At 59.4% G+C, this 13,458-nt stretch carries 17 protein-coding genes and 1 tRNA gene; 6 read left to right on the top strand and 12 right to left on the bottom strand.

Annotation, left to right across the window (positions count from 1 at the left end; genetic code table 11):
- The first annotated feature begins 1 nt into the window (after nucleotide 1).
- The 4 genes from ACEN2T_RS26650 to ACEN2T_RS26665 all read left to right on the top strand — a co-directional run bounded on the left by ACEN2T_RS26650 (nucleotide 2) and on the right by ACEN2T_RS26665 (nucleotide 2,684).
- Nucleotides 2–919 (top strand): LysR family transcriptional regulator, encoded by a 918-nt coding sequence (locus ACEN2T_RS26650; protein ID WP_442117814.1) that lies wholly within the window; start codon nucleotides 2–4, stop codon nucleotides 917–919.
- Nucleotides 920–931: 12 nt separating this feature from the next.
- The gene (gene fos, locus ACEN2T_RS26655) at nucleotides 932–1,342 is read left to right on the top strand and encodes a fosfomycin resistance glutathione transferase (protein ID WP_442117815.1); all 411 of its coding nucleotides are present in this window, start codon (nucleotides 932–934) and stop codon (nucleotides 1,340–1,342) included.
- Between the two features lie 54 nt (nucleotides 1,343–1,396).
- Entirely contained in the window at nucleotides 1,397–2,038 is a 642-nt protein-coding gene (locus tag ACEN2T_RS26660; RefSeq protein WP_181639635.1) for a LysE family translocator, read from the top strand.
- A 118-nt stretch (nucleotides 2,039–2,156) separates the two neighbouring features.
- Nucleotides 2,157–2,684 carry a DUF4142 domain-containing protein gene (locus ACEN2T_RS26665; protein ID WP_005785958.1) on the top strand — a complete coding sequence of 176 codons (528 nt, stop codon included), beginning with the start codon at nucleotides 2,157–2,159 and terminating at the stop codon, nucleotides 2,682–2,684.
- Between the two features lie 54 nt (nucleotides 2,685–2,738).
- Here the strand turns inward: ACEN2T_RS26665 and ACEN2T_RS26670 are convergent, their stop codons facing one another.
- The 4 genes from ACEN2T_RS26670 to ACEN2T_RS26685 all read right to left on the bottom strand — a co-directional run bounded on the left by ACEN2T_RS26670 (nucleotide 2,739) and on the right by ACEN2T_RS26685 (nucleotide 5,229).
- A complete protein-coding gene (locus tag ACEN2T_RS26670; protein ID WP_032888502.1) occupies nucleotides 2,739–3,164 on the bottom strand; it encodes a low affinity iron permease family protein in 426 nt (141 codons plus the stop codon).
- A gap of 111 nt (nucleotides 3,165–3,275) precedes the next feature.
- Nucleotides 3,276–3,776, bottom strand: a complete 501-nt coding sequence (locus ACEN2T_RS26675) for a methylated-DNA--[protein]-cysteine S-methyltransferase (protein ID WP_032888503.1) — start codon at nucleotides 3,774–3,776, stop codon at nucleotides 3,276–3,278.
- A 92-nt stretch (nucleotides 3,777–3,868) separates the two neighbouring features.
- Nucleotides 3,869–4,210: a hypothetical protein gene (locus ACEN2T_RS26680; RefSeq protein ID WP_442117816.1), complete on the bottom strand. Its 342-nt coding sequence runs from the start codon at nucleotides 4,208–4,210 to the stop codon at nucleotides 3,869–3,871.
- A 125-nt stretch (nucleotides 4,211–4,335) separates the two neighbouring features.
- Complete coding sequence (locus ACEN2T_RS26685) at nucleotides 4,336–5,229, bottom strand: LysR family transcriptional regulator (protein WP_181644014.1); 894 nt, start codon at nucleotides 5,227–5,229, stop codon at nucleotides 4,336–4,338.
- Nucleotides 5,230–5,324: 95 nt separating this feature from the next.
- Here ACEN2T_RS26685 and ACEN2T_RS26690 point away from each other — a divergent pair, with 95 nt between their 5' ends.
- Nucleotides 5,325–6,488, top strand: a complete 1,164-nt coding sequence (locus tag ACEN2T_RS26690) for an MFS transporter (protein WP_032888509.1) — start codon at nucleotides 5,325–5,327, stop codon at nucleotides 6,486–6,488.
- 84 nt (nucleotides 6,489–6,572) lie between these two features.
- On the opposite strand, the gene ACEN2T_RS26695 is transcribed toward ACEN2T_RS26690, so the two are convergent.
- The 7 genes from ACEN2T_RS26695 to ACEN2T_RS26725 form a co-directional block, all read right to left on the bottom strand.
- Nucleotides 6,573–6,878, bottom strand: a complete 306-nt coding sequence (locus ACEN2T_RS26695; RefSeq protein ID WP_442117817.1) for a DUF6482 family protein — start codon at nucleotides 6,876–6,878, stop codon at nucleotides 6,573–6,575.
- Nucleotides 6,879–6,899: 21 nt separating this feature from the next.
- The gene (locus ACEN2T_RS26700) at nucleotides 6,900–7,424 is read right to left on the bottom strand and encodes a DUF3833 domain-containing protein (RefSeq protein WP_032888513.1); all 525 of its coding nucleotides are present in this window, start codon (nucleotides 7,422–7,424) and stop codon (nucleotides 6,900–6,902) included.
- A gap of 183 nt (nucleotides 7,425–7,607) precedes the next feature.
- A tRNA-Gly gene (locus ACEN2T_RS26705) sits at nucleotides 7,608–7,681 on the bottom strand.
- A gap of 122 nt (nucleotides 7,682–7,803) precedes the next feature.
- Nucleotides 7,804–8,688 carry an alpha/beta fold hydrolase gene (locus ACEN2T_RS26710; RefSeq protein ID WP_099601362.1) on the bottom strand — a complete coding sequence of 295 codons (885 nt, stop codon included), beginning with the start codon at nucleotides 8,686–8,688 and terminating at the stop codon, nucleotides 7,804–7,806.
- A gap of 306 nt (nucleotides 8,689–8,994) precedes the next feature.
- Complete coding sequence (locus ACEN2T_RS26715) at nucleotides 8,995–9,687, bottom strand: pseudouridine synthase (protein ID WP_122755720.1); 693 nt, start codon at nucleotides 9,685–9,687, stop codon at nucleotides 8,995–8,997.
- Nucleotides 9,677–9,889 carry a cysteine-rich CWC family protein gene (locus ACEN2T_RS26720; protein ID WP_099601364.1) on the bottom strand — a complete coding sequence of 71 codons (213 nt, stop codon included), beginning with the start codon at nucleotides 9,887–9,889 and terminating at the stop codon, nucleotides 9,677–9,679. Before ACEN2T_RS26720 ends, ACEN2T_RS26715 begins: the two co-directional genes overlap by 11 nt.
- A gap of 67 nt (nucleotides 9,890–9,956) precedes the next feature.
- Nucleotides 9,957–11,579 (bottom strand): methyl-accepting chemotaxis protein, encoded by a 1,623-nt coding sequence (locus tag ACEN2T_RS26725; protein WP_442117818.1) that lies wholly within the window; start codon nucleotides 11,577–11,579, stop codon nucleotides 9,957–9,959.
- A 307-nt stretch (nucleotides 11,580–11,886) separates the two neighbouring features.
- Between ACEN2T_RS26725 and ACEN2T_RS26730 the strand changes: the two genes are divergently transcribed.
- The gene (locus tag ACEN2T_RS26730; protein ID WP_442117819.1) at nucleotides 11,887–12,261 is read left to right on the top strand and encodes a hypothetical protein; all 375 of its coding nucleotides are present in this window, start codon (nucleotides 11,887–11,889) and stop codon (nucleotides 12,259–12,261) included.
- A gap of 54 nt (nucleotides 12,262–12,315) precedes the next feature.
- Here ACEN2T_RS26730 and ACEN2T_RS26735 read toward each other — a convergent pair whose 3' ends face one another.
- On the bottom strand, nucleotides 12,316–13,428 hold the full coding sequence (locus ACEN2T_RS26735; protein ID WP_442117820.1) for an enoyl-CoA hydratase/isomerase family protein: 1,113 nt from the start codon (nucleotides 13,426–13,428) through the stop codon (nucleotides 12,316–12,318).
- Nucleotides 13,429–13,458 lie beyond the last annotated feature (30 nt).

Below are 13,458 nucleotides of genomic sequence, written 5' to 3' on the forward strand. Positions count from 1 at the left end.
TATGCAGCTGATGAATGATCTGCGCCGTATTGACCTCAACCTGTTGGTGATCCTCGACGCCTTGCTCAGTGAGCAACACGTCACCCGCGCCGCCGAGCGCGTGCACCTGAGCCAGCCGGCGGTCAGCCATGCGTTGGCGCGGTTGCGGGATGTGCTGGGTGATCCGTTGCTGGTGCGTCAGGGCGGCACGCTGGTGCCCACCGCCCGCGCATTGGAATTGGCGGCCCCGCTGGCCGAAGCGTTGGCGCAGGTGCAGGCGCTACTGGCGCCTAATCGCTTTGATCCGGCATCGGCGAAGCGTCGTTTTCGTGTGGCGATGTCGGACTACAGCGCGGCGATTTTCTTACCGAGGTTGGTTCGTGTACTGCGCCGTGAAGCACCGGGCGTCGACCTGCAAATCATCCAGACCAGCCGCGAAGGCATGGTTGACGGCGTGCTCAATGGCGACCTTGACCTGGCCGCTGGCGTGTTCCCCGATATGCCTGCTGAACTGCGTACTACGCCCTTGTTCGACGAGCATTACACCTGTCTGGTGGACCGTAGCAGCCTGCCGCAGGACGGCTCTCTCGACCTGCCCACCTACCTCTCGCGCCCCCATGTGCTGCTGGAAATGCGCGGCAGCGGCACCCCGGAAATCGAACGAGCGCTGACGGCGATTCGTCAGCGGCGGCATGTGGCGATCAGCCTGCCGCACTGGGGTGTGGCGCCGCAGTTGATTGAGGGCACGGACTTGATCCTGACCGTATCGTCGCGAGGCTTGCTGAATATTGATCACCAGCATCTGGTCGCCGTGGCGCCGCCATTTCATATTCCCTCGTTTGCCTTCGAGCTGGCGTGGCATGCGCGACGGGGAGGGGATTCTGGGTTGCAGTGGTTGATTGGGCAGGTGCAGGGTATGTTGTCCGAAGGCCGCAGATAACAGGAAAAAGACATGCTCTCAGGCTTCAATCACTTGACCCTGGCCATCAACGACTTGAGTCGTAGCGTCACTTTTTACCATGAGCTGTTGCAGCTCAAGCTCGACGCCACTTGGGACAGCGGCGCCTATTTGTCATTGCCGGGTCTATGGCTATGCCTGTCGCTTGATCCGCTACGCGAGTCGAAGCCAGGTGCCGATTACACCCACTATGCGTTCACCGTCGGAACGAGTGAGTTCGCTGCGCTGGTCTCGCGTCTGCGCGCCGCCGAGGTGCAGGAGTGGCGCGATAACCGAAGCGAAGGCGCCTCGTTCTATTTCCTTGATCCCGACGGTCATAAGCTCGAAGCCCATGTCGGCGACCTGGCTTCGCGTCTGTTGGCTTGCCGCGACAAACCCTATTCGGGAATGAGGTTTTACCCTTAGCGTAGGAACGTGCAGAATCGCTCCACCTTCCCACGCTTTGTTTGAGTCACGCCCATGACCCTATCCCTGCTGCTCGCCGTCCTCGCGTCGGGTTTTATCTACGGTATTACGCCTGGCCCCGGAGTCTTGGCAGTGTTTGGCATCGGCGCCGCCCGCGGCCGTCGTGCCGGGGCGGGGTTTCTTTGCGGGCACTTGCTCGGCGATGTGCTGTGGTGCAGTACGGCGTTGGTCGCGATTGTGGGCGCCCGGGAAGTCGGCAGCAGCGCGTTCGATGTGCTCGGCGTGCTCAGTGGCCTGTATCTGTTCTGGCTTGGCTGGCGGGCCATCCGTACCCAGCGTCGCAGCAGTGATGCCCCTCAGGGCGCCGCGCGGCATCCGTTCTGGCACGGCATTGTGTTCGGCTTGACCAACCCCAAGGCGTATCCAGTCGCGGTGGCGACGTTTACGGCGTTGCTGTCCAGTCGTGCCGAATTGCTGACCTGGTCGATGCTGCCGGCGTTGATCTTCCTGAGCTTCGTCGGTGGTATGTTGGCCTACGCAATCCTGATCGGCGTGGTCGGCGCCCAGCGCGTACGCACGGTGTATCAGCGCCATGAAATCCTCATCACCAGGCTCTGTGGCGTGATGTTTATCGGCTTCGCCATCAATGCCCTGGCCCATGCGTTACCGGGCCTGTTTGCCAGCAAATCCGCTTGATGCGCCGACGACCGTTCGTCGCACCGGCGAGTTTTTTCTAAACCTTTACCGCCCTGAAAATTCGAATTCAGGGCGGGGCGTGTTCCCCGTACTTATTTTTGCCCTGGAGGAACCCATCATGAGCCGCATGGCTATCCGGTTACGCACCGCCAGTTTCGCGATGCTGCTGGGCCTCGGCGCCAGCAATGCTTTCGCCCAGTCGCCTGCTGAATTCATCGAGCAGGCTTCTGCCAAAGGCATGGCCGATATCGAGACCAGCCGCATGGCACACGCGAAAACCTCGTCCCAGGAAATCAAGGACTACACCATCGAGGTGATCAACGAGCGCACCTTGGCCAACCAGCACTTGGCGGCCATCGCCAAGAAGCTTGACCTGCCCGTGGCGCCCCGCGAAAAAATCGTCGACAAAGCTGAAACCCTGATGCCCGAACTCAAGGACGGTGACTCGTTCGATGCCGCTTACACCGCGCAGCAGGTGAAGGAAAACGAAGACGCCATCGCGCTGTTCAAGAAGGAAGGCGCTGCGTCGGATGTGCCGGAAATAAAAGCGTTGGTGGATGAGACACTGCCCAAATTGGAGGAGCGCCTGCAGAAGGCCCGAGCCTTGGCGTCCACCTACGGTAAAGGTCATCAAGGCGACGGTTGAAGCCGTTACCTGAATTGAAAAACGGCGGCTGGATCTTCTCCAACCGCCTTTTTTTTATGCCTGGTTCAGATCGGTTTTGGCGGGCGCCGCGTCGTCGGCGGCGTGGCCGCAACTGCTGTTCAGGTTGACGGTGCCGGTATTGCCAATGCTGCGGTATTCCTGGCGCAGTTTTTCCAGCTCTTTGCGGTCCAGGCCGTCCAGGCTGAGTACGGCGTTCTGCGCATCCTTGGACACACGCAGCAACTCGTCGATCTTGATATGCAGGATGTCGTTGTCGCGGTTTTGTGTGTTTTGGATCAGGAACACCATCAGGAAGGTGATGATCGTGGTCGAAGTGTTGATGATCAGTTGCCAGGTGTCGTTGTAGTGAAAGTACGGCCCGCTCAGGCTCCATGCCAAGATCAACGCCACCGCTGCGTAGAACGTGCGCGGGCTGCCAGCCCAGCGAGACAGGGATTGCGAGACTGCGGAGAATTTCATGACCGGGTTCCTTATTGAGATGGCGATGAAATGATGGACCGCAGTGGCTCGCTGAAATTTCTTTTTACAATTGCGCGCCTGAACACATGTGTACGATTTTGTCGCGTAATCCTAGAACGCCAATTGGGCCTGGCCGGTGCCTTCCAGCGTGAGCAAGTAGTGTTTGGCTTCCAGTCCACCGGCAAATCCGGTCAGGCTGCCCGCCGCACCAATGACCCGATGGCATGGGGCAACGATCGAAATCGGGTTTCGCCCATTCGCAGCGCCGACGGCGCGCACGGCTTTGGGGTTGCCGATCTGCCGGGCGATCTGGCTGTAACTGCGGGTTTCGCCGAAAGGAATGGTGAGCAACGCCTGCCAGACCTGCTTTTGGAACGCGGTGCCGTTGAAATCCAGTTCCAGCTCGAAGGTGCTGCGCGTGCCGGCGAAGTACTCCTGCAACTGGCGCTCGGTCTCCAGCAGCACCGGATTCTGGTTGGCCTCGTGCAACTCCCCCAGCCGCACGCGGTTGGCGCGTTCTGTCTCCCAGAGGATGGCGCTTAGCTTGCCATTGCGCGCCACCAGGGTGAGTTGGCCGACGGGGGAGGGCATGAGCTTGTATTCGTAGGGCATGGTTGAGGTCCTCGTCAGGCCGTGTCGATACGTGATCGAGACTGTAGCTCCCTGCGCTGCACTGGAAACTACGTTTCTTGCGATCGAATTCTTCAGTGCTTAGAAATTCCAGTACACCCAGTTGGTGTAATGCGGATACGCGTAGAGCCCCACACAAGATAAAACACGGCTTTAAGCAGTGAAGCTGTCCCCATTGCGATCAATGAGATGCCATTCAGCAGGGTGACGATCAAGGCGAACAGGGTGACTTGTCGGGTTGCATGACGATGGGCTAGCCGTAAGCCGTGGACCGATCCGGCCATGACGCCCAGTGCCAGCACCAGTCCTAGAGGGAATGGCAACCGTACAAACGAGATCAGCAGGGGTAATACCAGCACCCAGCCGAGTATTTGGCGCAATAGGGGCTTTGGTGTGGCTTGTCCAGGTTCAAGCATGGCTGTGGTTCCGCATTTCTGGCCGACCAACCGGGATTGTCGGGACACTCGTTAATTGCCGCTGTCAGGCATTGCTGACATCAGGCGAGCGATCCTGTGAGGTGTGGCGAGGTTTTTCGCAGGTGTTACCGGTTATGGGAGATCCCAACGATCACGCTGAGGAAGGCCTCCACCAGCACGCTTTTTGTTTCAGCCGGGGTCAACACTAACAACTGCGCGTAAGCATCCCCCTCGACCAACGGCCTGTACGTCACGCCTTTGTTCATCAAGCTTTGTGTGCATTCCGGTACCAACGCCACACCTTGGCCGGCCGCCACCAGCGCAATGATCGAGGTGATCTGCCGCCCAGTCGGCCCAAGGTGCAGGCGCACGCCGTGGTGTCGGTAAAGCTGTTCGATGGACTGGTTAAGCCCTGAGCCATAATCCGCCGGAAATAATATCAACGGGTAGGCACTGAGCTGCGCCAGGCTGACCTCGGCCAGAGTCGCCAGTGGGCTGTCTTTGGACACCGCCGCCAGTAAGCGCTCTTCTGCGAGGGATAGCGCCTGCACTTCTGGACGTTGCGGCACCATGCGGCTCAACCCGATATCCAGCCGCCCATCCGCTACCTGAGCACACAGGCTGCCGGAGGCACTTTCGACCAGCGTCAGCTGCACATCCGGAAATTGCCGGGCAAAAGACTGGATCGCTTGGCTGAACAGATCTGACAGGGCGATTGAGCTGGCATAACCGACGGACAGTTGTCCGGCGGTACCCGCAGCCAATTTGTCTGCGATCGCTTGGGCCAAGTCCACCTGTTCCAGCACCCCGCGTGCGTAGGGCAGGAACGACCGGCCTTGGGCGGTGAGCGTCACGGTGCGGCTGGTGCGATCAAACAGTTTGAAACCCAACTGCGCTTCCAACGCTGAAATCTGCCGGGTCAGCGGTGGTTGCGCAAGGTGCAGGCGAATGGCTGCACGGCCGAAGTGCAATTCTTCAGCGACCGTCAGAAAGTAACGCAGCTTGCGTAGGTCGAGCATCCTGATCCTTGGGTATCAATCGGTCTGAATTCGGTATTGGTTCCAGACCTGCCGGCCATTCTATAAAGACCTTTCAAAATAAAACGAGAGGTTTCATGAAGCCGCGTCTGCATTGTGCCCGCCTTGCCCTGTTCCTGTGTGGCTGTGCGGCATTTCTCAACCTGTATGCGACCCAGAGCATCCTCCAGACCTTTGCCGCGCAGTTTCATCTCAGCGCCAACGCAGCGGGTTGGAGCATCACCGTGACTACCTTGGCCGTGGCAATCACTGCACCGTTTGTCAGCCGTGTGACCGGGCGTTTCGAGCAACGCACGGTGATCTGCGTGGCTGCGTTGCTGTTGGCGGGGCCGACACTCATGACCGCCTATGCCGACAGCTTTGCTGAAGTGCTGGTGTGGCGCTTCGTGGAGGGCATGGTGATACCCGTGGTGTTTGCCACCAGCGTGGCCTACATCGGCGACCGTTGGCGCGGTGGCAACGTCACCGAAGTCACCAGCCTTTATGTCGCGGGCACGGTGTTGGGCGGGTTTGCCGGGCGTTTTGTCACGGGGGTGATGACTGAATATGTAGGCTGGCGTGAAGCCTTTGAGTTACTGGCGGTGTTGAGCCTGATGGTCGGCGGGTTTATCCAGTTTCTGTTGCCCGCCAATCGTGCGCGAGTGGAGCAGGGCAGGGCTTCCTTTACGAGTGTTTTTCGCAAACCGTTATTGGCTGCGTACGCCGTAGGCTTTTGCGTGTTGTTTTCCCAGGTGGCGGCGTTTACCTACGCAGGTTTGTACCTCGGCTTACCGCCGTTCAATCTTGGGTCTGCGGCCTTGGGGACGCTGTACATGGTGTTTTTGCTGGCGCTGATTGTGATTCCTATCGCCGGCCGCCTGAGCAAGGCGCGTCCACATGCCCAATTGCTGACGGTCGCTGCCGTACTTGGCGTCAGTGGATCGGCCCTGACGCTGGTGCCCTCTCTGTGGTGCATCGTGACGGGCCTGGCCCTCAGTTCCACTGGCGTGTTCCTCGCCCAGGCCGCGGCCAATGCCTTCACCACCGCGACGGCGCGCGACAACAAGGCGGGTGCCGTCGGCGTATACCTCACGTGTTACTACTTGGGGGGCAGTTGCGGTGCGATTGTCCCTGCGCTGATTTGGGAGCGATGGGGCTGGGCGGGTTGTGTGGTGCTGATCATCGTGTTCCAACTGCTGACCTTGTTGATCGCGCTGACAGGTTGGCGACCCTGCGAACCTGTGCGAGGTCTGCCGTCGTAAAGTTGCCAGGCAGCCATAGAGGGGCGTTGATTACTGAGTGCAGCGCTCACGCCAAGCGGGACGAGAGCCAAACACGCAACGATCTTAAAGGGTTGCACCCAGCGAAAATGGAATGCGCAACGCCCCGATAGCGCCCTCACGGATGCCACACATTTCGTCATGGGCGCACTGTTGCACCAGCACACAGGGAAATGGCGGAACACCCTGCAACAGGTCGCGCAAATGCGTGCTGGACCGCAGCCGCAGTGTCTTGCCGTTATCGTCCAGTAATGTGATGTCGACCTGATCCAGTTTCACACGAGCGATATAAAAAACGCCCTCCAGGGACAGCAACTCCAAACTACGTATTTCACCTTTCTCGGCCAGTTGGATCAGCTTCTGCACATTCATGGTTCACCCTACCTTTGGGGGTTATTGGCGACGAAAGAACAATGTGACCTGGCCCCATTCCACGCCGAACTTGGTCATGCTCGACCGGTTGATCATCGTGTCCTCGTCCATCAGGTACATCCAATCGTCAAAGCTCACCTCGTATACCGAGCCCTCCACCGGGAGGTTGAGCCGGTAGCGCCAACGCAACGCGTTCCCGGCGACCTCGCCGATGGCCTCGCCGACCACATCACCGGCCCGTCCGCGCCAGCGTCCCGGGCCATCGGGCGTAAGGGTCCACACACGGCGCTGGCGAGTGCCGTCGCTGTACAGGAATTTCTCGTCGAGAATTAATTTATCGCCCTCGCGATGGCTGGCGATATCCACTTCAAAACGCTTGGCGACTTCGCCCGAGCGTTTCTCAAAGATGCCCCAGGCCTTGACGGGTTTGCTGAAGAAGCGCTCAAGGTCCAGCTGTGGCTTCTGGTCGGCGTAGTGATCGACCTCCACATGGCTGCAACTCGCCAAGCTCAACGCCAGCAACAGTGAAACCAGCAGACGTGTCATTGCGCGGCTCCTTGATCGTGCGAGGCGTGGTGCCAGCGCTCCAGCGTTGATAGTTGTACAGAATTTTGTATTTGTACAGGTTTGCGGACGAGAAAATCCTGGGCATAAAAAAACCGGCCTCAAAGGGCCGGTTTCTTGGGCATCCCCCGCCAAAACGATAGTGGCGTGGGTGCTATGTCTGAGTGGAGCGGGTAGAGGGAATCGAACCCTCGTCGGAAGCTTGGGAAGCTACTGTTCTACCATTAAACTATACCCGCTCAGAGCGGCTGACTTTGTACCAGATGTTCACATGGATTTGAAGTTTTTCTTTGAAAATGTGCAGGTTGCGGCGAAGGCGGCTGATCCTTCGCCACAACGAGCCAGGCCATGAATCATCATTTCAAATCGCAAATGCATGCTGTGCCTGACCTTGGTGATAACGCAATCGGCTGACCTGCCGCTCCGGTTTCAAAAAGCCCACCACCGCCTCCCGGCTATCCTTGCACGCTGCCTTATGCTCCATGTCCAGAAAATGCCCCGTCGCCTGGATAGTGCTGAAGCTGCTGTTGGCCACATAGTTGCCAAACTGCCTGGCGTCCTGGGCGCTGGTGTATTCGTCCCATTCGCCGTTCAGGAACAGCACCGGAATATCGATCGCCTTGGCGGCCTTGAGGTAGCACAGTCGGTCGCTGGTGAGCACTTGGCTGATGTGAAAGTGCATCTGCCCGTATTCGTGTTCGGCCAGGCTGCTGACGTGTTTGTAGTTGAAACGCTTGAACAGCGATGGCAGGTGTTTGCCGATGGTGCTGTTAACAAGGTGGCCGACGCGGTCGCGGTCAAGGTTGCCGAGGTAGTCGACACCCCGCTCCAGATAGTCGCGCATGGGTGCGTTGATCACCGGGGAGAACGAGCTGATCACGGCCTTTTCCACGCGGCGAGGGCGCTGGGCGAGGGCGACGAGGGTGGCGGCGCCGCCCCAGGAAAACGACAGCACATGCTCGGCGGCAAAGTGGTCGATGAGTTCCAGAAGGATCTGGCCTTCGACTTCTTTCGTCAGCATCTGCTCATGACGGTTATGGATTTTTGAACGGCCGGCGTAGGGCTGGTCGTACAAAACCACGTTGAACTGCGGGTGCAGGCTTTTCACGGTTTGGGCGAAGGATGCCGTGGTGGCCATTGAGCCGTTGACCAGAATGATGGTCTTTTCAGCCTCGTCCGCGCGATAGAACTCCGTGTAAACCCGATACTGACCCTGTATATCCAACACAGCGATTTCTGGCCTCATGTCGTAAGACTCCTGGCAAGCGGGTAGGGCGCGCAGATAACTCTGCACGAGCTTTGTGACAGGTAGGCATACGCCTGAAAAATGAAGGCCCATGTCGGTCCGGTGACGGCTGGCCGACGGGTGTTGTTATGGCGGGCTGTTTGCCTGGAAGGCCCGTGGAATAAAGCGCGGGCGTGGGCAAGGTGTTTCTTGGAGGTTATAGGCGACTCGCCAGTCATATTTAAACTGGTGAGCTTGATTCAAGCACAGACTCGGGATGTCGCAAGGCCTATAAATGGGTTTTTGCCATCACCGGCTGAACGGTCATCAGACCTGGAGGATTTCCTCAAGCGTCAACGGCCGATATTCGCCCGGCGCCAGTGCAGCATCCAACTCAAGCGGTCCCATACGTTCGCGATGCAAGCTGATCACCTTGTTATTGAAGTGTCCGAACATGCGCTTCACCTGGTGATAGCGGCCCTCGATGATGCTCAGCCGCGCGGTCGTCGGCCCCAGCAGCTCCAATTCGGCTGGCTGGGTGGTGAGGTCCTCAAACGCAAAATACAGGCCCGCCGCGAACGTGGTCGCGTACTCGGCGCCGATGGCCTGTTCAGTGGCAACGAGATAGACCTTGGGCAACTTGGTCGTCGGTTGCGTCAAGCGGCGCGACCACTGGCCGTCATTGGTGATCAACATCAGGCCGGTGGTGTTGAAATCCAAACGGCCGGCGATATGTAAATCCGCTTTGTCCGGCTCATGCAGCAGGTCCAGCACCGTGGGGTGTTGCGGGTCTGAGGTCGCACTCACACACCCCTGGGGCTTGTGCAGCATGAAATAACGCGCCGGTTTGCCCGCCTGTAGCACGTTGTCGTCAACGCACACGCGGCTGAATTCCCGTACGTCATGGTGAGGGTCGCTGACGATCACCCCATCGACGCTCACGCGCCGCTCTACCAATAGCAGGCGCACCTGCTTGCGATTGAACTGCGCTAGGTTGCTGAGGAAACGGTCAACTCGCATCGCGGCGACGCAACTGTTCATCGACTTGGGCGCAGCGCGGGCAGAGGCAGGCTTTGTTGCGCAGTTCATCCGGCAGCGCTTCAAGTACGGCGGGGTCGATGGTGACGCTGTAGCACCAGCAGGCCTGGTCGGCCGTGCGTGGGTCGGCCAGGGTGCAATCGTTGCGGGCGCCGCAGGCGGGGCATAGGGTTGGCGTGGTCATGGAGTGGGCTGATCGGGCAAGGTTCGCTTGGCCTTGCACGATACAGCGCCAACCCACGGCAGGCTACTTACAGCTGGAACTTGCTGACCAGCACATTGAACGAGGTGGCCAGGCGTGACAGGTCCTGGCTGGAGGCGTTGGTCTGGTGGGCGCCGGCGGCGGTCTGGGTCGACAGGTCCTGGATGTTGAGCAGATTGCGGTCAACTTCACGGGCCACTTGCGCCTGTTCCTCGGAGGCGGAGGCGATCACCAGGTTGCGCTCATTGATCTTCGCCACGCTGGCGGTGATGCGCTCCAATGCCTCACCGGCGTTCTGTGCCAGGGTCTGAGTGTTGTTGGCCCAGGTCAGGCTCTTGTTCATCGCGGCCACGGCGTCATCGGCGCCGACTTGCACTTCGCCGATCATTTTTTCGATGTCGACCGTGGAGATTTGGGTTCGATGAGCCAAGGCGCGGACTTCATCGGCAACCACCGCGAAACCGCGACCTTGTTCGCCCGCACGGGCTGCTTCGATGGCCGCGTTGAGGGCCAGTAGGTTGGTCTGGTCGGCGATGCCGCGGATCACATCGATCACCTTGCCGATTTCACGCACCTGGCCGGCAAGGTCGGCGACCGATTGGGTGGAGTCGTTGATCTCGACCACCATCGAACCCATGCCGGACACGGCCTGGGCCACTTGCTCACGGCCCTCTTCGGCTTCGGTGGTGGCTTGGCGCGAGGCTTCTGAAGTGGACACGGCGTTGCTTGCCACTTCGTCCACCGCGGCGGTCATCTGGTTGACGGCGGTGGCGGCTTGTTGGATTTCGTCATTCTGGCGGGTGAGGCCACGGCTGCTTTCATCGGTGACCGCACTCAGTTCTTCGGCGGCCGACGCTAACTGGTCAGAAGCGTTGGCGATTTCCATCAGTGTGCTTTTCAAACCACCCTGCATATCGGACAGCGCCATCAGCAGTTGCCCTGCTTCATCGGTACGCTCGGTGACGATGGCTTGGGTCAGGTCACCTTTGGCAATGCGTTGTGCGCTCTCCACGGCCTGGGCGATGGGACGGGTGATCAGGCGGGTGATCAACACACCAATGGTGATGGCGATGATGAAGGCAAGCACGATGCCGCTGATCATCCAGGTCAACGCGCTGTCGCGCAGCTCATCAGCGGCGATGGAGCCTTCTTTGATCTGGCGGTTGTTGGACTCGATCATCACGCGGATCAAGTCGCGTGCCTGGCGGAACATTTCATTGTTGGTGCTGTTGAGCTGTGCGCGGGCCTGGTCGAGCTGATTGCTTTCGAGCATCGACATGATGCGTTCGGAGCTGCTGATGTAAGCGGGCCACAGCTGGTCGAGCTTGTCGCCTGCTGCCCGTTCGTCGTCTTCCAACGGGGTGGCGCGGTAGATCTTGTAGGCAGCCTGGCTGTTCGTGAGTTCTTTGGCGATGTCCTGGCGCACGCGGTCGCGGTCTTGCTGGGACACGTCGCCCTGGCTGGCATCAATCAACCGGTATAAGCCCCGGTTGTGGGCGACCAGGCCGTTGAGGGTGGCCGCGGTGTTGCTCACGGAAACCAGATTGTTCGAAAACGTCAGTTCGAGTGCGTTGGCGAGGCGAACCACACCCTTGATACCCAGTAAACCCACGCCCAGGGTGACGACTGCGCACAGTAGAAAGGAGAGCAACAGTTTGGTTGAAATCTTCATGGCTTAAATCCGAGGTCATATGGGTAGAGTGCTCGCGCTAGAGCCTCCTTGGCATTGTGCGATGTCATAGTGACACTATCCAATTATTTAAAGTTTCAATACATCCAAAAATGTTCCATCCAGTTAAAAACTCCGACCAATGGGCAATTTTGGGCGGATGACAAATCTGGCGGATGCAGATGTATCAATCTGTTACCAAAACGCACCAGATTCGGTTTTTGATGTCAGATATTTCGTCATTCAGTGAAAGCTGAATGCCGCCCTCCCGCGTCGCTGGAGGTGCTCTTTCGCGGTCCAGGAGGCCGCCATGTATCGACGACTGCTGCTCAGCGCTTTACTCGGTCTGACCCTTTCCGCTTGTGTGCCCTACTACGATGGAGGCCATAGCTACTATCGATCCGAGGTCTATACCTCACCGGCGCCGGCGTATTACTACGGGGGGGGCTCGGCGTATCAATATCGCCGTGATTACTACCCGTCGCCGCGCTATTACGCACCAGCACCGCGTTACTACTCGGCGCCGCGTTATTACCAGCCGGCACCACGCTATTACCCGGCTGGGCCGAGGGCCGGTTACCGGCCTTATCCGAACCAGGGCTGGGGCGAACATGGGGGTAATGGCAGGCACGGACGCGATGGACGCGATGGAGGTCATGGCGGTGGCCGCGGCGGTCACCGTTGATCTGAGTTGAATGCAAACGGCGCAGGAAGCGCCGTTTTTTGTGGGAGAAAACAATCAGTAATCGGACAAGTCCGCCAGCGGATGGCGACCTTCCCACGCCTTATGAAAGTGCGCCTGTACCACGGCGTCCGGGACTGTATTGATATCCGGCCAATGCCAATGGGGTTTCTGGTCTTTATCGATCAACCGCGCGCGTACCCCTTCGCTGAATTCAGGGTGACGGCAGCAGTTGAGGCTCAGGGTGTATTCCATCTGGAACACTTGGGCCAGGGATAAATGCCGTGCGCGCTGGATCTGTTCCCACACAAGGTGTGCAGTCAGCGGGCAGCCTTCGCTTAGAGTCTTGCCGGCGCGGCTGAACAGCGGGTCGGCGTGGTCGCGCAGTGGGCTCAACGCTCGCCAGGCACAGCGCACATCGCCCACGTCCAGCCATTCGTCGATTTGCGCTCGGCGCGGCAGCCATTGGGCTTCGGGCTGCTGGCTTACAGCCTCTTGGGCCAGGGCCTTGAGCAGGCTGTTGAGTTGCATCGCGGTCTGTTCCTGCCAATTGAGTTGCAGCAGGCCATCAAGCAGTTCGTCCTGTTGATCGTCGCGCAGGAAACGGTCGGCCAGACCCAAGTCCAAGGCGTCACGGCCGTTGATGTACGCGCCGGTGAGGCCCAGGAATAGACCGAGCTTGCCCGGCAGGCGCGACAGAAACCAACTGGCGCCCACATCCGGGTACAGGCCGATGCTGATTTCGGGCATCGCCAGGCGACTGCTCGGCGTGACGATGCGTATGGCCGCGCTTTGCAGCAGGCCCATGCCACCCCCCAGCACATACCCGTGGCCCCAGCAGATCAGCGGTTTAGGGTACCTATGCAGGCGGTAGTCGAGGCGGTATTCCGCGGCAAAAAACTGTGCACCCAGGGCGGGCACTTCGCCGGGTTGTTCGAGGCAGGCCATTGCCAGGCTGCGTACCTCGCCACCGGCGCAAAAGGCCTTGGGCCCGTTACCGCGCAGCAGCACGCAGACGATGTTCGGGTCTTTGGCCCACGCATCCAGGCGATCGCTCAAGGCCAGGATCATCGGCAGGGACAGGGCGTTGAGGGATGCTTCAGCATCAAGGCTGGCGATGCCGACGCGGGCGCCGTCGCTGCCGGTGAGCTCTTCGAAGTGCAGGTTCATTGTGACCTCATTCGGGAGGGTGAAGGATCA

Origin of the sequence: Pseudomonas sp. W22_MBD1_FP4 (assembly GCF_052113765.1) — a bacterium.
Taxonomy (GTDB): Bacteria; Pseudomonadota; Gammaproteobacteria; order Pseudomonadales; family Pseudomonadaceae; genus Aquipseudomonas; species Aquipseudomonas sivasensis.